The sequence below is a fragment of the Nocardia asteroides genome, from assembly GCF_900637185.1.
Lineage (GTDB): Bacteria > Actinomycetota > Actinomycetes > Mycobacteriales > Mycobacteriaceae > Nocardia > Nocardia asteroides.
In genome coordinates this window covers 5,869,549-5,890,498 of the sequence record NZ_LR134352.1, presented here as the reverse complement: position 1 = coordinate 5,890,498, position 20,950 = coordinate 5,869,549, and the positions used below count along the sequence as shown (strand labels likewise).

Sequence of the window (20,950 nt, the reverse complement as noted above, 5' to 3'; positions counted from 1 at the left end):
AACCCAGATCGTGAGCTGCGATACGGAGGAACTTGCTATCGGTGCCGCGAAATCTGCCGTGGAGGGGCATGAGGTGTCAACAGTCAGTCGAAAAGTTGATCAGTTTGCTCAAAAGTGATCTGGACCACTGACGGGAATGCGTCATTCTGCTCGAGTGGGGGAGACCTGCGTCACATCACGGGGCGGGCGGCCGGTTCGTCAGATGCTCGACCAAGGGCAGGCTCCGGTACCCGATCGGGGTGGCCAGCGCCAGCATGGTCTCGGTGTGGTTCACGCCGTCGATGGCGTGCACCCGCTGGATGATCTCCAGCAGATCCTGCTGCGACCGCGCGGCGATCCGGACCAGCAGGTCGGCCCGTCCGGTCGTGGCGTGCACCTCGAGCACATGCGGGAAACCACGCAGCGTGTCGATGATCGGATCCATCTTGTTCTGATCGAGCTCGATCCCGAGGAACGCGTGCACCGCGAACCCGACGGCCTGCAGGTCGATGTCGGGCGGATAACCCCGCACCGCGCCCGAGGACTCCAGCCGCTTCATCCGCGCCTGCACCGTGTTGCGAGCAATGCCCAGCCGCTGGGCCAGCTCCAGGATCGGCGCCCGCGGGTCCGCGGCCAGCTCGGCCAGCAAGGCGGCATCGAGTGCGTCGAACTTGATGGTCATGCCGCATTCTGGCACGTCGCGGCGGTCGCTTTCCCGGAGCCGGACCCGGAGTTACCGTTGAGGATGGCCGAATCTGCGGACGTGATCGTCGTCGGAGCCGGACTCGCCGGATTGGTCGCCACGGCCGAACTGGTCGACGCGGGAAAACGGGTGCTCGTCGTCGAGCAGGAGAACGCGGGCAATGTGGGCGGCCAGGCGTTCTGGTCCTTCGGCGGGCTGTTCCTGGTGGACAGTCCGGAGCAGCGCAGGCTCGGGATCAAGGACTCCTACGAGCTGGCATGGCAGGACTGGCTCGGCAATGCCGGGTTCGACCGCGAGCGCGAGGACCGCTGGCCGCGCCGCTGGGCGCAGGCCTATGTCGAGTTCGCCGCCGGGGAGATGCGCGGCTGGCTGGCCGACCAGGGGTGGAAGTCCTTCCCGATCGTCGCCTGGGCCGAGCGGGGTGGCTACGGCGCGGACGGGCCGGGCAATTCGGTGCCGCGGTTCCACGTCACCTGGGGCACCGGTCCGCGGATCGTCGAGATCATCGAGACCCGCGTCCGCGCCGGCCTCGACCGGGGGCTGGTCACCTTCGCCTTCCGTCATCAGGTCGACGAACTGGTCGTCACCGGCGGCGCGGTCACCGGCGTGCGCGGCACCGTCCTCGAGCCCTCGGCGGCGGCGCGCGGCGTCGCGTCCTCCCGGAAGCCGGTGGGGGAGTTCGAGTTCGGCGCCCCCGCCGTGATCGTCACCTCCGGCGGGATCGGGCACAACCGGGAACTGATCCGCCGGAACTGGCCGGCACACGCGGGCCGCGTGCCCGAGCGCATGCTCGCCGGCGTGCCCGCCCATGTGGACGGGCGGATGCTGGAGATCTCGGAGCGCGCGGGCGCGAGCGTGATCAACCGGGACCGCATGTGGCACTACACCGAAGGCATCACCAACTACGACCCGGTCTGGCCCGACCACGGCATCCGCATCGCCCCCGGCCCGTCCTCGCTGTGGCTCGACGCGACCGGCACGCGCCTGCCGCCTCCGCTGTTTCCCGGCTTCGACACCCTCGGCACGATGCAGTACATCAACCGGACCGGCTTCGACCACACCTGGCTGGTCCTGGACCAGCGGATCATCGAGAAGGAGTTCGCGCTCTCCGGCCAGGAGCAGAATCCCGACCTGACCGGCCGCAGCATCCGCCTGCTGCTGGAGCGCGTGAAGAAGGGCGCGCCGGGTCCGGTCGAGGCGTTCAAGCGCAAGGGCTTCGCACCGGCTGCTCGATCCCAAGGCGGGCCCGCTGATCGCCGTCCGGCTGCACCTGCTCACCCGGAAGACGTTGGGCGGCTTGGAGACCGACCTGTCCGCGCAGGTGGTGCGACCGGACGGCACGACGGTCGACGGCCTGTACGCGGCCGGGGAGGTCGCGGGATTCGGTGGCGGCGGGGTGCACGGGTATCGCGCGCTGGAGGGCACGTTCCTGGGCGGGTGCCTGTTCTCCGGACGGGCCGCGGGCCGGGCGGTGGCCGGGCGGCTGCGAGGGCGGGCGCGGGACGGCGCAATTGTCTCGCGTCCCAGTATCCGGTGTCGTCGGATGATTTGCGCGAATGGCGCACGGACGTGCATCTTGACGCACGGAGGGTGAGCGCTTATTTTGGGCTGCGGGCTTTGAGGTGAGGGGGAATGCTGAAGTCCGTACCCATTGCCCGCTGAATCGGGGAATTCTTTAGGTTACGCAAGGTTTGTCGGCGTGTCGATCGAGCGTCGGGCCGGCATTGCGTGGCCGCGCTTCGCGTGCGTTCGGCCCGGTGTCGACGGTGAACTGGATAGGTGGCGCAACTAACTGTTCCGGCTCGTCATCGAGCGCGGAACAGTCTGACGGCCAACCGATTCCGTGCCGCCATGCGGCGCGCCGCATCGCACGGTCTTTTATTCTCGGAGGTTGAAAACAATGTGTGGAATTGTCGGCTGGATCGATTTCTCGACGGATCTCGAAACGCAACGACCGGTGGTGCGGCGCATGACCGATACGATGCGTTTCCGTGGACCCGACGCCGAGGGGATCTGGATTTCCGGACATGCCGCACTCGGTCACCGTCGACTGTCGGTCATCGATATCGAGGGCGGAATTCAGCCGATGGTCCGCGACCAGGTGGCCTTGACCTACAGCGGCGAGATCTACAATTTCCGGGAATTGCGTAAAGAACTGGAGGGCGCGGGCCACACGTTCACCACCAAGAGCGACACCGAGGTGGTGCTGCGCGCCTACCTCGAGTGGGGCATCGCCTGCGTCGAGCGCTTCAACGGCATGTTCGGGTTCGCCCTGTGGGACGAGCGCAGCCAGGAACTGCTGCTGGTCCGGGACCGGGTGGGCGTCAAACCCGTCTACTACTACCCGACCGCCCACGGGATCCTGTTCGGCTCCGAACCGAAGGCGATTCTGGCCAACCCGGCGGCGAAGCGAAAGGTCGATGTCGACGGCTTCGCCAATTTCCTTGTCCTGCAGGCGAATGTGACCGGCAAGACGCCGTTCGACGGCCTGCTGGAATTGCAGCCGGGCGAATTCCTGCGGGTCGGCCGGGCCGGGATCGAACGCACCCGCTACTACCAGCTGACCGCCCGCCCGCACGAGGACGACCTCGACACCACGGTGGAGACGGTCCGCGGCCTGCTGGCCGACATCGTCGAACGCCAGCTGGTCTCCGACGTGCCGATCGGGACGCTGCTGTCCGGCGGCATCGACTCCAGCCTGCTGACCTCGCTGGCGACCCGCTCCAACACCGCGGCCGATGTGGTGCGCTCGTTCTCCATCGACTTCGTCGGGCACGCCGGCTTCTTCGACACCGCGTCCGACGCCCTGCGCGCCACTGAGGACGCGCCCTTCATCCGCGAGGTGGTCGACTACGTCGGCTGCAAGCACGAGGGCATCGACGTGGCGACCGCCGCGCTGTGCGATCCCGAGGTCCGGCGGCGCGTACTGACGGCCTGGGACCTGCCGAACCACCTGGGCGACATGGACGTCTCGCTGTATCTGCTGTTCCAGGCGGTGCGGGAGCGCTGTACGGTCGCGATCTCCGGGGAGGGCGCCGACGAGGTGTTCGGCGGGTACCCGTGGCTGCACGACGAGAAGGTCCTCGACATCCCGGTCTACCCGTGGATGGCGTTCCAGCTGCTGCAGGGCACCCCGTCGACGTTCAGCCTGTTCGACGGCGATGTGCTCGCGCGCACCGCCCTGTTCGAGCGCGTCGGCGCGATGTACGCCCAGGGCGTCGCCGAAGCCCCCACCCTCGACGGCGAATCACCCGTGGACGCCCGGATGCGCGCGGCCAACTACCTCGACCTCACCCGCTTCATGCGCCCACTGCTCGACCGCAAGGACCGGATGAGCATGGCGGTCGGCCTCGAGGTGCGTGTCCCGTTCTGCGACCACCGCCTCATCGACTACGTCTTCAATGTCCCGTGGTCGATGAAACAGCGCGCGGGCGAGAGCAAGTGGCTGCTGCGCGCCGCCGCGGGCGACCTGCTGCCCGACTCGGTCCGCCACCGCCCGAAGTCGGTCTTCCCCGCGACCCTCGACACCGGCTACGACGACATGCTCCGCAAGGGCCTCAACCAGGTGCTGACCGGCGCCGACGAACCGATCCGGGAATTCCTGAACGCCGACGCGGCCACCGCCATCGTCGACGGCACCGACCCCGCCACCGGCTCCTGGGCCCGCCTGCGCACCGAGAGCATCCTGCGCGCCAACGCCTGGATCAAGGAATACGACGTCGACATGAGCCCGCTGTCCTGAAATCGGGGCGGGCTCCGGTCTTCGACGTGCCCGAGCTCACGGCCACGCCCAGGGAATACGGATTCGCGCCGCCTGATCCGGCCGGAGTAGCCGGATCAGGCGGAGACGTAGAATTGGTTACCGAGGCGGTAGGAGTCGACATGTCCATTCGCATCAGTACAGCCATCATCCGGGCCCTCGTGATAGCGGCGGGTACCGCCACTGTTTTCGGCGCGGCGGGCCAGGCATCCGCCGACGTCGAACCCGGCTCCTATACGTCCACGACATCATCGGGCGGCGTCGTGCTCCTGCAACGCGACGCGCGAGTCGAGGGCGGCGAGCTGGTCCTGATCGGGCGTTATCCCATTCGATCGACACCCGACGGTGGATACGTGGACCTTTTTCCCGGGCACCGAGTCGTCATGATCAGTGACGGGCAAGGCGGGTACCAGGGCCCGGCATATTTCGGCGGACTGGAGATCGGCTCCATCACCCTGACGCCGAAACGCTGAGGGACCCGCATCCCGAGCCCGTTGTCGGGGTTCCGGTGAGCTGGTAGTTCTGGTCGTCGGGCTCGGTGAGCATGCGGGTCAGGGTGTCGCGGTCGAAGGGCCACAGATCGATGGTGCCGCCGTGGGCCGTCAGCTCCGCGGCGTACTGAACCGAGATCGTGCCGATCGGCGAGTTCGGGCCGAGCATGGTGAAGAAGTTCGGAAACCCGGGAATGGCGGTCATCCGGTAGGCACGCGGTCCCTCGGCCCACGCGTCGTCGATCGTGGCGCCGTCGCGCCCGACGACCCTCATCGGCCTCATGTAGTTGTGCGCGGTGAACCCGGTGGCCAGGATCAGCAGGTCGGCGTCGTGTACGCGGCCGTCGGCGGTCCGGATGCCGTGGGGCTCGATGCGCTCGATCCCGTCGGGGACCAGGTCGGCGTTGGGTGCCGCGATCGCCCGGTAGTAGGTGTCGGACACCACCTGCCGCTTACAAAAGGGCTCGTCGTCGGGGGTCAGCGAGGCTCTGAGGCGGGGGTCGCGAACCTGGACCCGAAGGCTCGTGCGCGCGTACTCCTGCGCCAGCCGCCGACGCCACGACGGCCGGGTCATGATGTCGACCGCGAGGTCGGAGCTGCGCAGCAGTAGCCGATACAGCGCGGTGTTGAGCCTGGGCATACGGCGGAGTATCGCGCCGACGATCGCGGGTTGCGGCAGCCGCAGCGGCGCCCACATGACCCACTGCGGACTGCGCACGAAGTGGCTGATGCGCTCGGCCTCTGGTTGCAGTGCCGAAACGACCTGCACGCCGGTGGATCCGGTCCCGATCACGGCTATGCGACGCCCCGCAGTGTCGAGGCCGTCATCCCAGCGGGCAGTGTGCACGACGTCGAGGGTGACGCCGCCCTGCGGAAACCGAAGTCGGACCCGGACCATCCGGGCGCCGTGAGGATCGGAGCTCTTCGAAGCGATCACCGGGACCGAGCGCCGTTGCGACACGGTCGACGTACCGGCCGCCGAGGGCTCGGCAACACTGCCGAGACCACGCGGCGACGCGTCCTCCTCCGGAACGGACCGAGCAGGCGACGACTCGGCCCCGATGATCGCGATGTGCGCGTTGCCCTCGCCGCGCGCTTCCTGCCCGATGGACTTGACCCTCATCGTGTCCTGTCCGGGCGGTGACGCGTCGCGTCGCGGCGCGCTCTGCGGTGCTGGGCATGCGACACGCACAGAGGGTGACAGTGTCTCGTTGCAGCCATTCGATCGGCTACTTTGCGATCTCATGACGAAACGTGGTGGAGCGCTGGCAACGTCATCACGAAACGCGCGCCACCGCCGGGTCGTTCGTGACAGCGGATGTGCCCGCGATGTCCGGCGACGGTTTCCGCCACCAAGGCCAGCCCGATCCCGGTCCCTGCGGTACTGCGCGACGCGGTGACGAACCGGTCGAAGATCCGCTCGCGGTCGGCAGCGGGAACACCTGGACCTGCGTCGTCGATGGTGACCAGGATGTCGGCGAGTTCCCGGTCGACGGTCACGCTGGTGACGCCGGCGCCATGGCGGTTGGCGTTGACAACGAGGTTCACGATCGCGCGCTCGAGCCGAGACGTCGACCGAGAACCAGCCCTGGATCGTGTATTCGAAGGACCGCGGGTGCGTCGGCGTGGATCGACATGATCTGGGTCAGCAGCCTGGCCACCGACAGAGGCGCCAGATCGGATCGGTGAATTCCGGCCTCTGCCCGGGCCAGCGCGAGAATGTCGTCGAGGAGTCCTCGCAGGTAGGTGGTTTCCTCGATGAGCAGATCCAGCGCGGTCCCGGGACGTTCTGAGAGCTCGTCGCGATGCCCAGCCAGCACGGTGGCAGCAGTCGTGAGCGTCGTCAGAGGGGTTCGGAGTTCGTGGCTCAGGTCTGACCCGAGGCGGCGTTCACGCTCGATCCGGCGTTGTAGCGAATCGACCATGGCATTGAACGAGTCGACGGTCGTCGACAGATCCCGGTCGTCGGACGGCGCGAGACGAAGCTCCTGGTCTCCGGATGCGATCCGCGAGGCGGTCCTTGCCACCTGGCGGAGTGGGCTCAGCGCGTATTGTGCGGCCCAGCCGCCCAGCGCAGCGCCGAAGCCGCGAGCAACCGCCGTGCAGGCCAAGAGAATGGTGCGCAGCATCTGCAAGGTCGACTCGAGCTCGAGCAGGGGAGCGAACTCGTAGAGCACCGCATCACCGCGGCCGTTGACGGCCGCTGATGCCCGAAGGTAGGGCTGGCGGCCGACTGCGACACGGACCGTAGCGCTGGTGCTCTGGTCCGCGTCGGACACCGGCGGTGTTGCCAGGGGAGCCACCATCGGCGTCGACGATCGACCATCGCGAATCCCACCGCAACATCGCTATGGCTCCGGTCGACAGATTCAATCCCGCCAGGGCCTGCTCGCCGGTGACGTTCGGGTCGTCGAGTCGCCACCGCAGCAGCTCGGCGTGTACTCCGACAGCGCGGTCCACGGTACGTTCGCGCTGCGACTGCATGTAGTCGGCGCTGATCGTGTAGACCGAGACGACGAGCACGAGCGTGACCAGGCTCGCGCTGGTGATGAAGGCGACCATGACCCGCCCCCGCAGCCCCCGAAGCCGCGCCGACAGCCGAAGCCGAACCTGGTCAGGATTGGACATCGAGTCGATAGCCCAGGCCGCGCACAGTCACGATCAGTCTCGGATCGGCCGGGTCTCGTTCGACTTTTGTTCGTAGCCGTCGGACGTGAACGTCGACGATGCGTTCGTCGCCGAAGAAGCCGCGGTCCCAGATCTTGTCGAGCAGCATTTGTCTGGTCAGGACCAGACTGTCGTTCTGGGCGAGTTCACAGAGCAGACGGAACTCGGTGAGGGTGAGGTGGACGTCCTCACCCGAGAGCCGAAGCGATCCTCGTTCCGGGCAGAGCACCAGTCGATGCTCCGGCGATGGGTCGAGGACGAGTTCGGTGACTTCGCGCTCGACCACGGTGGCTCTCGCTCGCCTGCGCAGTGCACGGATCCGCGCGGTGAGCTCCTTGACTTCGAACGGTTTGGTGACGAAATCATCGGCACCGGATTCCAATGCAGCGACCACGTCGTGCGTGTCGTCGCGCGCGCTGACCACGATGATCGGTACGTCGTGGTCGCGGCGGATCTCGCGGATGCAGGTGTATCCGTCCAGCCCGCCCAGCATCAGATCGACCAGCATCACGTCGGGGATGCCGTGCGTGCGCACGGCATCGAGGGCCGCTTCGGTGCCTTCGGCTTCATCGACGGAATAGCCTTCGTCTTCCATCGCCAGCCGCAGTGAGGTGCGGACTCGGGTGTCGTCCTCGACGATCAGCAGGTGCATGGTCATCGGGGATCCTCCTGAGATCGATGCGTCCAGCGATCGAGGATCGTCGAGCATCAAAGGTTGTATCGGTCGTCAGCGAAATCCCCGGCTCGAGGGAATCGAGCCGGGGTTGCCGACCAGACTTCCCGGCGCACCTACCGCAAAGATGCCGCAAGGGGGGTACCGATGGCAAACCGAGGATGGCCGACGGAGGTGATCCCTGGCGCAGGCGGCGGGTGTGACGTTCGCGTGTCTCCCGTGCCCTGCACAATGCACTGGTCTCGGATCGTTCGATTGTCACGTGATCGCAAAACAGTCGCTCGGTTGATCACAATGTCAGCCCGTAAATCTGTTCGGACTCGGTCGGTAACCGACCAGGAACGACCGTGCCGCGTGTCGTTCCGGCGCTGGACATCGACACCCTCGCGATGGTCAGGGAAGCCCCCGCTGCTGGTGGTCATCTTGGACATCGTCTCGAGTGAGGAAGGTAGTGGGCTGCGACGTCGGCGGGGGAGGGTCTCGGGGAACGGCTCGCAGTTGGACTGTGGTTGCTTGCGCTGAGCTCGTGCGCGGTGCTGATTCGAATACTGGAGAAGTGTGTCGCAAGAACCTGAACCGATGATTCGGTTCACCGATGTCGAGAAGCGCTTCGGTAGGACCGTGTGCCTGGATCACCTCGACTTCGCAGTCGCGCCGGGTGAGTTCGTCACACTGATCGGACCATCGGGCTCAGGCAAAACGACCGCACTTCGGTTGTTGACGACCTGCGAGCAGCCCGACCGCGGAACGATTGAACTGGCGGGTGACTTCCTCAGCCACGAGTACGATGGCGATGCGCTGGTACCGGCTGGGGAAGCGCACCTGCGTGAGCGACGCCGACTCGTCAGCGTGGTGTTCCGACGATCCGGCCTGTTTCCCAGCATGTCGGTGTTGCGCAACATCACCCTCGGCCCGGTACGTAGCCTCGGCATCCCGAAAGACCTGGCCTACCAGCAGGCTAATCGACTGCTCGAGTTGGTCGGACTGGCAGACAGGGCCGAAGCCTCGCGATCGCAATTGTCCGCCGAACAGCAGCAACGGGTGGCCATCGCCCGAGCGTTGGCTATGGAACCGAAGGTTCTCCTGCTCGACGATGTGACTTCGGCACTGGACCCAGAACAGGTCACCGGTGTACTGCATCTTCTCACCGATATCGCTGCAGACACCGATATCACCTTCCTCTGTGCCACACACGACATGAACTTCGCCCGCAAGATATCGGACCGGGTGTTGGTGTTCGACGGCGGTCGTGTCATCGATTCGGGTCCGCCCGAGAAGATCCTCACCGATCCCGTCAGCACGCGGACCAGGCAGGTGCTGGATGCGATCATCGATGGAAAGTGAGCGTTGTCGGTGAGATTCGATCAGTGAGGACGTGATGAGCAGATCGGCTCTGGGGACGAAACTCGGCGCGCGAGCGCTACGTACTCGATGGCTGGTTCGTGCACCCATCTGGCTGTACCGGGCCGGCCTCGGCTTTCTGCTGGGGCAGCGGCTTCTGATGGTTCGGCACACGGGCCGGCGTTCCGGCGTCGCACGGTACGTGGTGCTCGAAGTGGTGGACCACCCCGCGAGCGACTGCTTCGTGGTCGTTTCCGGTTTCGGAACCTCGGCCCAGTGGTATCGAAATGTGTTGGCCGATCCGAAGATCGGGCTATGGATCGGTCGCCGACGTGACGTGTCGGCGACCGCGACGCCGATGACTGAAAAGGACTCCGCGACGACCTTGGACCGCTACGCCCGTGCCCACCCCAAGGCATGGGCGAAGCTGCGTGCGACGATCGAACGGGCGACAGGGGCGCCGGTCGCAACGCTTCCGATGCTGAGCCTGTGTATCGACGTCGTGGACCAGTAGGGAGGTTCGGGGATTCCTCAGGTCATGACGGTGTCGACGTTTGTCGCCAGCGTGGTGGCGATCGCCTCAGCGTCGCGCGCGAGATCGGCCAGCAGTTGTGCGGGTTCGTGGTTGTCGTGGATGGTGATACCACCCGCATCGACCTTGACGATGAGATTGCTCGTCCGGAAACGTATCTCGACCGACCCCGCGACCGTCCCGGTGACCCCACCGGGATATCGAGAGCTTGTCGTCAGGGCGTAGGCGGAGTCTCCGATACCCTTGCGCTGCACCGCACCGTGTGGTCGTCGCCGGTCGAAGAGGTTTCGGGTGTATTCCACGGGATCGGCAATGGTGTCCGCGGCGAGGATGACGGCGAACGAGACGAACAGATGGCGGCTGGTCGGGCGCAGCGACGCATCATCGAGCGGAGCCCACGCGCCGGAACCGGTGAAGATCGCGGCGCACCGCACGCCGATCGACTCCTCGTACAAGTCCGGATCGGGATCGGTGCTGACCCGATCGCGGTCTTCTCTCAAACCGCCGGCGAACTGATCGATGTCGGAGCGAGCGGGGTTCAGAGCGACCGCACAACTGCTCGGGACATGATCGAAACGTGGCTGCTCGACCACGGTTTCGGCGTTCGTGCACGAGACGGCGGCCAGCAGAGCGGCGCTGATGATCGCCATCGACACATAGGTGGACTCGAGCGAAGGCCGGATCGATTTTCTGTGCATCGTGGTCACCTTCCGCGTTGGGTGAGCGAATGCTGCCTCGGCTGAGATCGGCAGGTCAGTCCGTATCGGTGTACGCGATCGCCTCTGCGGCGACGATCCCCGGACTTTGATCGGGCGGAGTCGACGGTCGTCGCGGAGGGAGCTCTGGGTGCCGGTCGATCGGGTGCCGGTCCGGAGTGGGAAAGTCGGGAGCCGGATGGGTCGGGTCGATTCCCGAGGTCAGACGATGTTCGCGTCGTGCCGCTAGATACCGGTCGACCAACACACAGCACACGATGATCAGCAGCAAAGTCCAGCCGAAAGTGGCGCGGGAGTATTCGAGGTTACGGCCGAAGGCGGGCCACCGGAACAACAACCACGTCTCATAGGTGGTGAACGCGAAGATCGCCAGCCATGCCGGCCAGTTCCGTAGCAGTGAGCTTTTCATGACAACGGTGAACAGGAACGGAATCAGAAACATCGAGTAGTACTGCTGGCCGAGTGAACTCAGCGCGAACTCGGCTGTGAGCAGTACACCGGATGCGGTAGCGACGAAGAACAGTTCTTGATTCCGGTAGTAGTGCCACAGCAGCCACAGACTGATCGCGACGGTGACACCCACGAGCCCCCGTACCAGCAACGTCGCCATCGGCGGTATGTCGTAGTAGGTGGCGAAGCCCGAGATCGAGGAATTGTAGTAGTCACGGACCTGCAGGCTGTAGGGCAGGTTGTGCACGAAGTAGCGGCCGGGATCGACGGCCAGCGGCCACGCGAGGGCGGTGGCGGCGATCGGCAGCACGCCGGCGATCACGACGGTGGACCATTGGCGGCGCACCACAGCCAGCAGCAGCAGGGGAGCGAGGATCGGTTTGATCGCGATCGTCAAACCTAGAACCACACCGGCGGTAACGTCACGTCGTTGCAGGAGCAGGGTCAGGAACCCGACCTCGGCGAGGAAGAAGATCCCGTTGACATTGCCGAAAGTCAGCGTGTTGACCAGAGCTTCGGAGAGGAACAACGCGAAGTAGGCGACCGGCGCGAGCGGAGATCGCAACGAATAGCCGAACATCCGCAAGAGCAGATGGACGGCCAGGACCGCCGCCAAGAGATTGACAACCAGGAACACGATGCGCCCGGTCGCCTCGTCGAACAGTCCGATCGGGGCGAGCAGCAGGGTGCCACCGGGTGGGTAGAGGTAGTGCGGGTCGACCGAGGACAGGTTCGCGGTGTAGACCGGCTCGTGGCGCAGGAACGCATCGAGCGCGGTGTAGACAGGTTTGAAGTCGTTGGTGTGATGGCCGGGCAGAGCCTTCTGGAAGACCATGTCGGCCGCGACAACGAGCGCCAACGGCCACATCACCAGCCGCACCAGCTGCCCCGGGGCGGGATCTACGAGATCGAGGACCTTACCCCGCATCAGGCGAGGTGACCGGTCAGCTGGGGAATCGCATTGACCACGTGCTGAGCCCAGATCGGCTCCCCGATCCAGGTGAAACCCCAATCGCCTTGGGGGCGATGGAGTTTGCCGAGCACGAGGCCGGTGTAGGAGCGTGCACTCGCGAGGTCGATGCGCGCGAGCTCGGTGCCGGTGACATTATCGGTGACACGGCAGAAGCCGTTCTCGACCTGGTCGAATCCCTGCCCGGAGTAGCAGGTCACGATGAACACGATGGTGGTGACGTCGGGGGCGAGCCGGGTCAAGTCGACGACGATGACCTCGTTGTCACCATCACCGTCCCCGGTCACGCTGTCGCCGAGATGACGCATCGCCCCATCACGAGAAGTCAGTCGCTCGTGGAAGGCGGCATCGGAGAAGCGATTGCCGACGAACGCCAGCGCTGCGGCGTTGAGGTCGACGTCTTTGCTGTGCCGGCCGAACCGGCTCGCAGCACGGACAGGGTCCCACCCCAAGCCCATAGTGATGTGCCGGAGGGCATTGCGGCTGGTGTTGGGGACTGCTCCGGTCATGTGGTGCTCCTCATCGAGCGATCGGTAGATTCGTGCTGGCGGGGCCAAGGTGTCAACTCGACGGTGATGGGGGTTGGTAGACATCGGGAATGCCGTCGCCGTCGTCGTCGCGGGCTTCGATCTCGGCGAGGGTCCGGTAGACGCGGTTGCGGGCTCGCAGCACGATGGTCGCCAGGATCGCGGCAGTGACCGTCCCGAACAGCACGCCGATGCGGACATGGTCGCCATAGGTCGGATCACCGGCGAAGGCGAGCTCGCCGACGAGCAGCGAAACGGTGAAACCGATACCTCCGAGCAACGCCACTCCGGCGACATCGATCCAGGACAGTTCCGCGTCGAGCTCGGCGCGGGTAAGTTTCGCGGTGAGGTAGGTCGTGGCGGTGATGCCGATCAACTTGCCTGCGACCAAGCCGACGACAATGCCGATGGTGACTCGGTCGGCCAGCGAATCGGTGAGCCCGCCGAGTCCGCCGACGGTGACGCCGGCGGCGAAGAACGCGAAGACCGGTACCGCGAATCCGGCCGAGAGCGGGCGGATGCGATGTTCGAAGCGTTCCGCGGGCCCGTGCTCGGCGTCTTCACCTTTGCGCACCAGCACCGGGACGGTGAAGCCGAGCAGTACACCGGCGACGGTGGCGTGGACACCGGACAGGTGCACGAGCCACCAGGCGATCAGAGCCAGCGGCACGAGTAACCAGGGCGAGCTGATGCGGCGCTGCACCGCGAGGGCGAACAGCGCGATCGGAACGAGCGCCAGCGCGAGATAGGGCAGATCCAGCTTGCTGGTGTAGAAGACGGCGATCACCGTGACCGCCAGCAGGTCGTCCACAACGGCGAGGGTGAGCAGGAAGGTGCGCAGTGCCGTGGGCAGATGGGTGTTGATCACGGCGAGCACGGCGAGCGCGAAGGCGATGTCGGTCGCGGTGGGAATCGCCCAGCCGTCGAGGACGCCGTCGGGTCCGCCGCGGTTGACCAGGACGTAGATGATCGCCGGTACCGCCATGCCGCCGACCGCGGCCACCACCGGCAATGCCGCGCGGCGTGGATCGCGCAGATCACCGGCGACGAACTCGCGTTTGAGTTCGAGGCCGACGACGAAGAAGAAGATCGCGAGCAGCCCGTCGGCGGCCCATGCGCTCAGCGACAGATTCAGGTGCAGTGAGGACGGGCCGATATGAAAGTCACGCAATGCGCTGTAGGCGTCGGCCCATGGGGTGTTCGCCCAGATCAGAGCCAAGAGGGCAGCGCCGATCAAGAGCATTCCACCGACGGTCTCGCGGCGCAGCACCGAGGCGATGCGCCGCGATTCCGGCCAGCTACCGCGGGTGAGGACCTTGTACCGGGTCTTCGGTTCGGCCATCACTGCAGGAACACCCGCGCATCGACGGGGATCTGAATATTGATGTGATCAGAATGCGAAAGAAGTGGCAAGTGCTGGGTCCCGTCACCGATCGAACCCGTCTCGACCGAGCTCGAGCCGGGTTGCCGACCAGACTTCCCGGCGCACCTATCCGTAAAGATGCCGTAAAGGCCACCGTCACCGCAAACCGAGGCGTTCGGATCACGCTCACCCGAGTCGTTGCACCGCCGCGCTACAGCGGTGAAAAATCGCCTCGACCGGGCCGCGACCGACCCAGCGAGACCATGCCGTCGCCGCGGCGACGACGATCACGATGAATCCCGCCACCGCCGACCAGGACTGGACGGGCGCCCCGTTCGCGTCCAAGACCCAGATCCCGACGATGTGCGCGAGATAGACCGTCAACGACATGGAACCCACGGCCGCCAGCGGAAGCACCGGACGGCGCAAGGCGCGACAGCGATCGGTTACCGCAGACACCGCCACGATCAGTACCAGCGCGACGCCGGAGTTTCCGATCACCGACAGCGTGGTCTGGGTATGCGGTGCGGCGACGAGCAGCCACGACCAGTGCGCATGGTCGAAGTAGCCATCCGGATTGGCCCACCACAGAGAGGAGTCGCGCAGGGCCGGGTCCACGCCGGGAAATCGACGGAGCGCGACCCACGAACCCCCGTAGCCGATCACCGCCAATGCCACACCGGCCGCGGCCGCCGCCCCTCGTGACAACCAGTCGGCGAACTCGGTGCGACCGATCGCCATCCCGGCGAGGACCAGCGGGATCCAGGACAGTGCCGGGTAGGTTCCGGTCACGAACGGGTCGACAGAATCCGGAGCCACCCCTTCGACGAGGGGCCGGACGACGAACAGTACCTGCGGGCCGATCAACGCCCACGCCGCCGCGATCCATGCCAGGCGACGGGCTGAGAACCCACACATCGGCAGCACCATCAGCAAGTAAACGCCGTAGTAGGCGAGGATCACCTCCACCGGGGCGCCCGCCGCGGTCAATATGGTGCCGAGCGCGACCAAGATCCCGGCACGGACCAGCACCGCGATCCACGCCGCGCCGGCCGGCGTTCCCGGCTCGGCTCGATGCCGGTCGACGACCGCGATGAGCGTGACACCCACCAACACCGCGAACAACGCCGAGGAACGTCCATGGGCGACATCGACCGCGACATCGAGGCCGCTGCCGTCGTCATCGGGGCCCAGGTGCACGGTGAACATCCCGAGTACGGCGACGCCACGGGCCACATCGAGACCGAACCTACGCCTACCGACCGATACCAACCCTTGCCCTCGCCCGCGTGATCTGTTCGCTGGCAGACAGCAAACCCTTTGCGCTGCAACCTTACTCATTCCCGGAGCGCGGACCGGCCGACTGGTCGTAATGGACCCGGCGGATCGGGGCATGGTAGGAGACTAGTCATGTCCTGGTCATCTCCCGGTTCCCGAAACTCGGGCTCGCTCACTCCGGACTTCGATCCCGTCGATGCGGAGTCGATCTCGCCACCGCGGGGTCGGCGGCGATGACCGGTGTCAAGGTCGGGGCGGTGCGCACCAGCGCCGAGAGCCGCTCGACCGCGTCGGTGTACCGCGATGACCTGGATGGCTTGCGTGGTCTGGCGATCGCGCTGGTGGTCGTCTTCCATGTGTGGTTCGGCAGGGTCTCCGGCGGCGTGGATGTGTTTCTGGTGCTGTCGGGCTTCTTCTTCACGGGCTTGGTGCTGCGGCGGGCCGAACGCGTGGACTCGCCGTGGGCATGGGCGGTGGTGCGGCGAACCGCCCGACGGCTGGTACCGGCGATGGCGGTGGTGCTCGCCGCGGTCGTGGCGGCCACGATCGCGTGGCAGCCGTACACGCAGTGGTCGGCCACGACCGCCCAGGTGTTGGCGTCGACGCTGTATTTCCAGAACTGGCAGCTGGCGTGGACGTGGTCGGACTATCTCGCCGCCGATCCATCGGTCAGCCCGCTGCAGCACCTGTGGTCGATGTCGGTGCAGGGCCAGTTCTACGTCGCCGCCCTGCTCGCTGTCGCGGTGATCGCCCGGTGGTGCGTGAAGCCGGACCGTATCCGCCTCGTGCTCGGCGCGGTGGTGGTCGCGGCCGGACTCGCCTCGTTCGGCTACGCCACGTCCGGCACCGCGACGCACCAGGGCTGGAACTACTACGACACGTTCGCCCGGGGCTGGGAGCTGCTGGCCGGGGCCGGACTCGCGGTCGTCGCGCCGTATGTCGTGCCGGCGCGCCGGATCCGCGGCGTGCTGGCCGGGGCCGGTCTCGCGGGGGTGGTGCTGTGCGGCTGGCTGATCGTCGACGGCGCCAATCGCTTTCCCGGTCCGGCCGCGTTGCTGCCGGTCGCCGCCGCCGCGGCGGTGATCCTGTCGGCCGCCCATCTGCCGCCCGGTGACCGGCCGTGGCCGAACCGGATCCTGGCGCATCCGGTCATGCGGTGGCTCGGCGACCACGCATATCCCCTGTACCTGTGGCACTGGCCGATCTTGATCTTCTTCCTCGCCGAAAGCGGCAGCCCGCACGCGGATCTCGCCGAGGGCAGTGCGGTGATCGGGATCTCGCTCCTGCTCGCCTGGCTGACCCGCCGCTGGGTCGAACTACCGCTGCGACGCGGCGCGGACGCCGATCGAAAAGATCGCGGCGACAAGGGAACCCGCACGGTCTGGGCGGTGGTGGGGCTGCTGCTCGCGGCCACGATGGTGATCGCGGTCGGCTGGCAGAGCGCGATGCGCATGAGTTCGGCGTCGGTCGCCGGTGTCCTGGACTCGGAGAAGTACCCGGGCGCCGAGGCCTTGGCTTCAGGGGCGCCGACACCGCCGGAGCCGCTCAGACCGTCGGTGTTCGATGCGTCCGCCGATGCTCCGCCACCCACTGGAGACGGTTGTATCGCGGACTGGGACACCCGCGAGGTCATCACCTGCGCCTACGGCGATCTCGAGGCCGAACGCACCCTCGCGCTGGTCGGTAGTTCCCATGCCGAGCACTGGCTCCCGGCTCTGCAGGTCCTCGCCGAGGAGCACGCGTTCCGTGTTCAGGTGTATCTGAAGATGGGCTGCCCGCTCACGATGGACGCCGACGCCCTGTACAGGGGTGAGCCGAATCCGGACTGCCGGGACTGGTCCGCCGAGGTGATCGACCGCCTCGGCGTCGACCGGCCCGACTGGGTGTTCACCACCGGCACCCGACCCCGCGACGAGGGCGGCGACGAAACCCCCGACGACTACCTCGCCGTGTGGTCGGCACTGTCCGATCGTGGACTCAACGTGGTCGCGGTCCGCGATACGCCCTGGCTCCGCCGCGGCGCCGTGCGCTACAAAGCCACCGACTGCCTGGCGGCAGGCGGCGACCGCGTCACCTGCGGCATGCGCCGCGAGGAGGCCCTCGCCCCGGTCAACCCCGCCCTCGCTCCGAGCTCCGCCTTCCCCAGCGTGTTCCCCATCGACCTGAGCGACGCGGTCTGCGAACCGACCCTCTGCTCGGTGGCCGAGGGCAACATCTTGATCTACCACGACGAACACCACCTCACTGCCAGCTACTCGCGGTCGTTGTCGGGAGCGCTGGGCCGGGAGCTGCAGCCGATCCTGGGCTGGTGGTGAGACCCGGCCGACACGAGTGTCCGGCGGCGGCTCGGTCGCCGTGAGTCACTGGGGAGACGGTACGGTGCGGCTCGGGCCGGGTATGGAAGGAGACCACCAGGTGGCACGTACCGGGAACCGCCGGATGATCGTGGCCGCGGTGCTGGCCGTCTGCACGATCGGGTTGGGTGTTCGCGCCGCTGAGTTGTCGGCTCCCGCCGAGACGGTGGTCGCTGCTGAGACTGGGGCGGTGCCGCGAACTCCGGTGCGGATTGCCTACGCGGCCGCTGCCGACACTTTCGGCGACCTGTACCTGCCGCCCACCTCGCACACCCGCCTGCCGGTGGTGGTGTTGATCCACGGCGGCGGATGGGCGCAGAACCGAGGCCTCGGCCAGTTCGACGCGCATGCGCGCGCCTTGGCGGCCGACGGCGTCGCGGTGTGGAACATCGAATACCGCCGGGTCGGCGGCGAGGGGGGCTGGCCGACGACGCTCACCGACGTCGCCGCGGCGGTCGAGGCGCTGGCCGAGACGGTCGCGCCGAGTGTGGGTCACCTGCTCGACTTGCAGCGCGTGCACATCGCCGGTCATTCGGCAGGTGGTCAGCTGGCCGCCTGGGTGGCCGGGCGCCAGGCGAACAACGATCCTCGCCTGAGGATCCGCAGCCTGACTCTGATGGCGGCTGTGCTCGACCTGGAACTGGCTGTCACCGAGGGCCGTGATGCATTCGTGCCGAAGTTGCTCGGCGGCACCCCCGCCGAGGTGCCCGGCCGATACCATGTGGCTTCCCCGATTCACCAACTTCCCGCCCCGGGCCTGCGCGTCACCGCCTTGCACGGTGATCTCGATCGCGTGGTCGCACCGGTCCAGAGTCGCCGTTACGTCGACGCGCTACGGCGCACCGACATCGAGGCGGACCTGCAGATTCTGCCTGCCGTCGGGCACGCCGAGTTCGCCGATGCCACCACGACAGCCTGGAATGCCGCCCGCCGCAGCATCATCGGGCACGCGACCGCTGCGGGATGACGGAGGCAGGGTCAGGTCATGTCGGCGAAGCGCTCCACCTCTTCGATGCGGCCCGACACGATGAGCTGATCGCCCTCCGTGACGACGGAATCGGCAGTGGCGTAGGTGAATTCGCTGCCGCGATGTTTGATGGCGACGACGGTGATGTCGAAATGCTGGCGAAGCCCACTGTCGGTGAGGGGTTTACCGACAGCGGAGCGGGGTGCGGTGGTCTTGGCCATCGCGTAGTCGGTGTCGAACTCGATGTAGTCGATCATCCGCCCGGTGACCAGGTGCGCGACGCGTTCGCCCATGTCGTGTTCGGGGAGCACGACATGGTGGGCGCCGACACGTTCGAGAATCTGGCCGTGCTGGCGGCTGGTCGCTTTGGCCCAGATCTTGGGGATCCGGCAGTCCGACAGCAGCGAGGTGGTCAGGACGCTGGCCTCCATATTGGAACCGATACTGACCACCGCGTGCGGGAAGTCGGGCACGCCGAGTTGTTCGAGCGCGTCCATGTCGGTCGTGTCCGCGACCGCCACATGGGTCAGCTCATCGGAATACTGCTGCACCAGATGGGGATTGGAATCGATGGCCAGGACTTCTGATCCGTGCGTCACGAGTTCACGCGCCAAGGCACTGCCGAACCGGCCCAGGCCGATGACGACGACGCGGGTGCCGTGTTTGCGTGGTGTTCTACCCAACAATGGGGCGCTCCTCCGGTAGTTCGTATCGGCGGCCGCGATCACGGAGCGCGAGCGCGGTGGCCAGGGTGATGGGGCCGAGTCGGCCGAGAAACATCAAGGCGATGAGCACCAGCTGACCGGAGCCGGGGATATCGGCGGTGATACCGGTCGAGAGCCCGACGGTGCCGAATGCGGAGACCACTTCGAACAAGACCACGTCGAGGTCCATACCGGTGATCGTCAGCAGGGTGAGGGTGCCGATGACGACGGCGCCCACCCCGAGCAGGGCGACGGTGATCGCTTGCCGCTGCACCGGCGCGGCGAGGCGGCGATCCATGATGTGGACAGTCGGCTCGCCACGGACCTCGGCGACGATCACGAACGCCAGCAGCGCGAAGGTGGTGACCTTGATGCCACCCGCCGTGCCGGCGCTGCCGCCACCGATGAACATCAACACGTCGTTGACCAGCAGGGTGGAGGAATGCATAGCGCCGACATCGACGGAATTGAACCCGGCGGTGCGGGGGCTGAACCCGTGGAAACCGCCGACGAGCAGTTTCTGCAGGACGCCGAGCGGGCCCAGCGTCCCCGGGTTGGTCACTCGAACGCGATCACGGCGACGACAGCGACGAGGGCGAGCGCAAAGTAAGTGATCAGGGTGATCCGCGTGTGCAGGGACCATCGAAGATCGCGACCACGGCCGCGGGCGCGACGCCGTAGCGAGCGGGTGACCTCGAACACGACCGGGAAACCGAGCCCGCCGATGACCAGCGCGACGGTGATCGGGACGATGATCCACGGATCGGTCGCGAACCCCATCAGGCTGTCCTGATACAGCCCGAATCCGGCATTGTTGTACGCCGAGATGGCATGAAATACGCCGAGGTAGACGCCACGCCAGCCGTTCTGGTCGTAGCCGAAGATGAACCGGAAACTCAGCACCACCGCGACAACGGCCTCGACCGCCAGGCTCATCCGGATGACGCCGATGACGACGCGCCGGCTCTCGCCCAACCGTAGGGTCTTGGTCTCGGACGCGGCGATTAACTGCATCCGCAGGCCCATCCGCCGGGCGACCAACAAACCGAGCAGCGAGGCCAGGGTCATGATGCCGAGGCCGCCGATCTGGATCAGGCCGAGAATGACCAGCTCCCCGAACAACGACCAGTGGCTTTCGGTGTCGACCACGACTAGCCCGGTGACGCAGACAGCCGAGACCGCGGTGAACAACGCGGTGATGGGCGCGGTCACGGTTCTGGATTCGGCGGCCACGGGCAGCATCAACAGCAACGTCCCGACCAGCGTCGCGGCACCGAAGCCGAACACGACCAACCGAGCCGGATGGTGCGGACTCGGCAGGAGCCGTCGGACTATCTCCCTGGCTTCGGTGCGAGAGCGCTTCACCATCGCATTGGCCTGACTGTCGGCAAGGCGCGCCCACTGATCTCGCTGTGCTCGCGATCACCGGCTGATGCTGTTAGCGTTGAAGACCGGAGTGCCGGGAAGCCTGGTCG

20 protein-coding genes and 1 pseudogene are annotated in these 20,950 nt (G+C 66.6%); 7 read left to right on the top strand and 14 right to left on the bottom strand.

Annotation, left to right across the window (positions count from 1 at the left end; translation table 11 throughout):
• Nucleotides 1-175: 175 nt before the first annotated feature.
• Nucleotides 176-661: an Lrp/AsnC family transcriptional regulator gene (locus EL493_RS27460; RefSeq protein WP_019048385.1), complete on the bottom strand. Its 486-nt coding sequence runs from the start codon at nt 659-661 to the stop codon at nt 176-178.
• Nucleotides 662-724: 63 nt separating this feature from the next.
• Between EL493_RS27460 and EL493_RS27455 the strand changes: the two are divergent.
• The 3 genes and pseudogenes from EL493_RS27455 to EL493_RS27445 all read left to right on the top strand — a co-directional run.
• Nucleotides 725-2,168, top strand: a pseudogene (locus EL493_RS27455) (FAD-binding dehydrogenase); the annotation flags it as partial.
• Between the two features lie 414 nt (nt 2,169-2,582).
• Nucleotides 2,583-4,424, top strand: a complete 1,842-nt coding sequence (gene asnB / locus EL493_RS27450; protein WP_022565516.1) for an asparagine synthase (glutamine-hydrolyzing) — start codon at nt 2,583-2,585, stop codon at nt 4,422-4,424.
• A 140-nt stretch (nt 4,425-4,564) separates the two neighbouring features.
• Nucleotides 4,565-4,915 (top strand): hypothetical protein, encoded by a 351-nt coding sequence (locus EL493_RS27445; protein ID WP_019048383.1) that lies wholly within the window; start codon nt 4,565-4,567, stop codon nt 4,913-4,915.
• Here EL493_RS27445 and EL493_RS27440 read toward each other — a convergent pair.
• The 5 genes from EL493_RS27440 to EL493_RS27425 form a co-directional block, all read right to left on the bottom strand.
• On the bottom strand, nt 4,893-6,056 hold the full coding sequence (locus tag EL493_RS27440; RefSeq protein WP_022565517.1) for a flavin-containing monooxygenase: 1,164 nt from the start codon (nt 6,054-6,056) through the stop codon (nt 4,893-4,895). The two genes, EL493_RS27445 and EL493_RS27440, sit on opposite strands and share 23 nt — an antisense overlap.
• Before the next feature lie 119 nt (nt 6,057-6,175).
• Nucleotides 6,176-6,481 carry a sensor histidine kinase gene (locus EL493_RS27435; protein ID WP_022565518.1) on the bottom strand — a complete coding sequence of 102 codons (306 nt, stop codon included), beginning with the start codon at nt 6,479-6,481 and terminating at the stop codon, nt 6,176-6,178.
• Entirely contained in the window at nt 6,478-7,110 is a 633-nt protein-coding gene (locus EL493_RS27430; RefSeq protein WP_022565519.1) for a histidine kinase dimerization/phospho-acceptor domain-containing protein, read from the bottom strand. The genes EL493_RS27435 and EL493_RS27430 overlap by 4 nt, the downstream gene beginning before the upstream one ends.
• Before the next feature lie 4 nt (nt 7,111-7,114).
• The gene (locus EL493_RS32540) at nt 7,115-7,561 is read right to left on the bottom strand and encodes a hypothetical protein (RefSeq protein ID WP_022565520.1); all 447 of its coding nucleotides are present in this window, start codon (nt 7,559-7,561) and stop codon (nt 7,115-7,117) included.
• On the bottom strand, nt 7,548-8,258 hold the full coding sequence (locus EL493_RS27425) for a response regulator transcription factor (RefSeq protein ID WP_019048381.1): 711 nt from the start codon (nt 8,256-8,258) through the stop codon (nt 7,548-7,550). The genes EL493_RS32540 and EL493_RS27425 overlap by 14 nt, the downstream gene beginning before the upstream one ends.
• Before the next feature lie 594 nt (nt 8,259-8,852).
• Here EL493_RS27425 and EL493_RS27420 point away from each other — a divergent pair.
• On the top strand, nt 8,853-9,617 hold the full coding sequence (locus tag EL493_RS27420; RefSeq protein WP_019048380.1) for an amino acid ABC transporter ATP-binding protein: 765 nt from the start codon (nt 8,853-8,855) through the stop codon (nt 9,615-9,617).
• Nucleotides 9,618-9,651: 34 nt separating this feature from the next.
• The gene (locus EL493_RS27415) at nt 9,652-10,128 is read left to right on the top strand and encodes a nitroreductase family deazaflavin-dependent oxidoreductase (protein ID WP_019048379.1); all 477 of its coding nucleotides are present in this window, start codon (nt 9,652-9,654) and stop codon (nt 10,126-10,128) included.
• Between the two features lie 17 nt (nt 10,129-10,145).
• Here EL493_RS27415 and EL493_RS27410 read toward each other — a convergent pair whose 3' ends face one another.
• From EL493_RS27410 to EL493_RS27390, 5 genes are all read right to left on the bottom strand, one after another.
• Nucleotides 10,146-10,844, bottom strand: a complete 699-nt coding sequence (locus EL493_RS27410; protein WP_022565521.1) for a hypothetical protein — start codon at nt 10,842-10,844, stop codon at nt 10,146-10,148.
• A gap of 55 nt (nt 10,845-10,899) precedes the next feature.
• Nucleotides 10,900-12,240, bottom strand: a complete 1,341-nt coding sequence (locus EL493_RS27405) for a glycosyltransferase family 87 protein (RefSeq protein ID WP_019048377.1) — start codon at nt 12,238-12,240, stop codon at nt 10,900-10,902.
• Nucleotides 12,240-12,791, bottom strand: coding sequence for a TerD family protein (locus tag EL493_RS27400; protein ID WP_022565522.1), 552 nt, complete (start codon nt 12,789-12,791; stop codon nt 12,240-12,242). The genes EL493_RS27405 and EL493_RS27400 overlap by 1 nt, the downstream gene beginning before the upstream one ends.
• Nucleotides 12,792-12,843: 52 nt before the next feature.
• On the bottom strand, nt 12,844-14,151 hold the full coding sequence (gene nhaA, locus EL493_RS27395) for a Na+/H+ antiporter NhaA (protein ID WP_019048375.1): 1,308 nt from the start codon (nt 14,149-14,151) through the stop codon (nt 12,844-12,846).
• A gap of 207 nt (nt 14,152-14,358) precedes the next feature.
• Nucleotides 14,359-15,513, bottom strand: coding sequence for a DUF418 domain-containing protein (locus EL493_RS27390; RefSeq protein ID WP_030203330.1), 1,155 nt, complete (start codon nt 15,511-15,513; stop codon nt 14,359-14,361).
• 170 nt (nt 15,514-15,683) lie between these two features.
• Here EL493_RS27390 and EL493_RS27385 point away from each other — a divergent pair, with 170 nt between their 5' ends.
• The gene (locus EL493_RS27385; protein WP_019048373.1) at nt 15,684-17,765 is read left to right on the top strand and encodes an acyltransferase family protein; all 2,082 of its coding nucleotides are present in this window, start codon (nt 15,684-15,686) and stop codon (nt 17,763-17,765) included.
• A 124-nt stretch (nt 17,766-17,889) separates the two neighbouring features.
• Complete coding sequence (locus EL493_RS27380) at nt 17,890-18,771, top strand: alpha/beta hydrolase family protein (RefSeq protein WP_019048372.1); 882 nt, start codon at nt 17,890-17,892, stop codon at nt 18,769-18,771.
• An 11-nt stretch (nt 18,772-18,782) separates the two neighbouring features.
• Here the strand turns inward: EL493_RS27380 and EL493_RS27375 are convergent, their stop codons facing one another.
• The 3 genes from EL493_RS27375 to EL493_RS33970 all read right to left on the bottom strand — a co-directional run bounded on the left by EL493_RS27375 (nt 18,783) and on the right by EL493_RS33970 (nt 20,762).
• Entirely contained in the window at nt 18,783-19,385 is a 603-nt protein-coding gene (locus EL493_RS27375; protein ID WP_019048371.1) for a potassium channel family protein, read from the bottom strand.
• A 61-nt stretch (nt 19,386-19,446) separates the two neighbouring features.
• Nucleotides 19,447-20,037, bottom strand: a complete 591-nt coding sequence (locus EL493_RS33975) for a potassium transporter TrkG (protein WP_324615689.1) — start codon at nt 20,035-20,037, stop codon at nt 19,447-19,449.
• Nucleotides 20,034-20,762, bottom strand: a complete 729-nt coding sequence (locus EL493_RS33970) for a potassium transporter TrkG (RefSeq protein WP_324615690.1) — start codon at nt 20,760-20,762, stop codon at nt 20,034-20,036. The genes EL493_RS33975 and EL493_RS33970 overlap by 4 nt, the downstream gene beginning before the upstream one ends.
• Nucleotides 20,763-20,950 lie beyond the last annotated feature (188 nt).

Excerpts from the sequence above, each read along its gene's own strand:
- EL493_RS27460 (WP_019048385.1), bottom strand. The coding sequence starts at position 661 with ATGACCATCAAGTTCGACGCACTCGATGCCGCCTTGCTGGCCGAGCTG.
- asnB (WP_022565516.1), top strand. The coding sequence starts at position 2,583 with ATGTGTGGAATTGTCGGCTGGATCGATTTCTCGACGGATCTCGAAACG.
- EL493_RS27445 (WP_019048383.1), top strand. The coding sequence starts at position 4,565 with ATGTCCATTCGCATCAGTACAGCCATCATCCGGGCCCTCGTGATAGCG.
- EL493_RS27440 (WP_022565517.1), bottom strand. The coding sequence starts at position 6,056 with ATGAGGGTCAAGTCCATCGGGCAGGAAGCGCGCGGCGAGGGCAACGCG.
- EL493_RS32540 (WP_022565520.1), bottom strand. The coding sequence starts at position 7,561 with ATGTCCAATCCTGACCAGGTTCGGCTTCGGCTGTCGGCGCGGCTTCGG.
- EL493_RS27425 (WP_019048381.1), bottom strand. The coding sequence starts at position 8,258 with ATGACCATGCACCTGCTGATCGTCGAGGACGACACCCGAGTCCGCACC.
- EL493_RS27420 (WP_019048380.1), top strand. The coding sequence starts at position 8,853 with ATGATTCGGTTCACCGATGTCGAGAAGCGCTTCGGTAGGACCGTGTGC.
- EL493_RS27415 (WP_019048379.1), top strand. The coding sequence starts at position 9,652 with ATGAGCAGATCGGCTCTGGGGACGAAACTCGGCGCGCGAGCGCTACGT.
- EL493_RS27410 (WP_022565521.1), bottom strand. The coding sequence starts at position 10,844 with ATGCACAGAAAATCGATCCGGCCTTCGCTCGAGTCCACCTATGTGTCG.
- EL493_RS27405 (WP_019048377.1), bottom strand. The coding sequence starts at position 12,240 with ATGCGGGGTAAGGTCCTCGATCTCGTAGATCCCGCCCCGGGGCAGCTG.
- EL493_RS27400 (WP_022565522.1), bottom strand. The coding sequence starts at position 12,791 with ATGACCGGAGCAGTCCCCAACACCAGCCGCAATGCCCTCCGGCACATC.
- nhaA (WP_019048375.1), bottom strand. The coding sequence starts at position 14,151 with ATGGCCGAACCGAAGACCCGGTACAAGGTCCTCACCCGCGGTAGCTGG.
- EL493_RS27390 (WP_030203330.1), bottom strand. The coding sequence starts at position 15,513 with ATGAGTAAGGTTGCAGCGCAAAGGGTTTGCTGTCTGCCAGCGAACAGA.
- EL493_RS27385 (WP_019048373.1), top strand. The coding sequence starts at position 15,684 with ATGACCGGTGTCAAGGTCGGGGCGGTGCGCACCAGCGCCGAGAGCCGC.
- EL493_RS27380 (WP_019048372.1), top strand. The coding sequence starts at position 17,890 with ATGATCGTGGCCGCGGTGCTGGCCGTCTGCACGATCGGGTTGGGTGTT.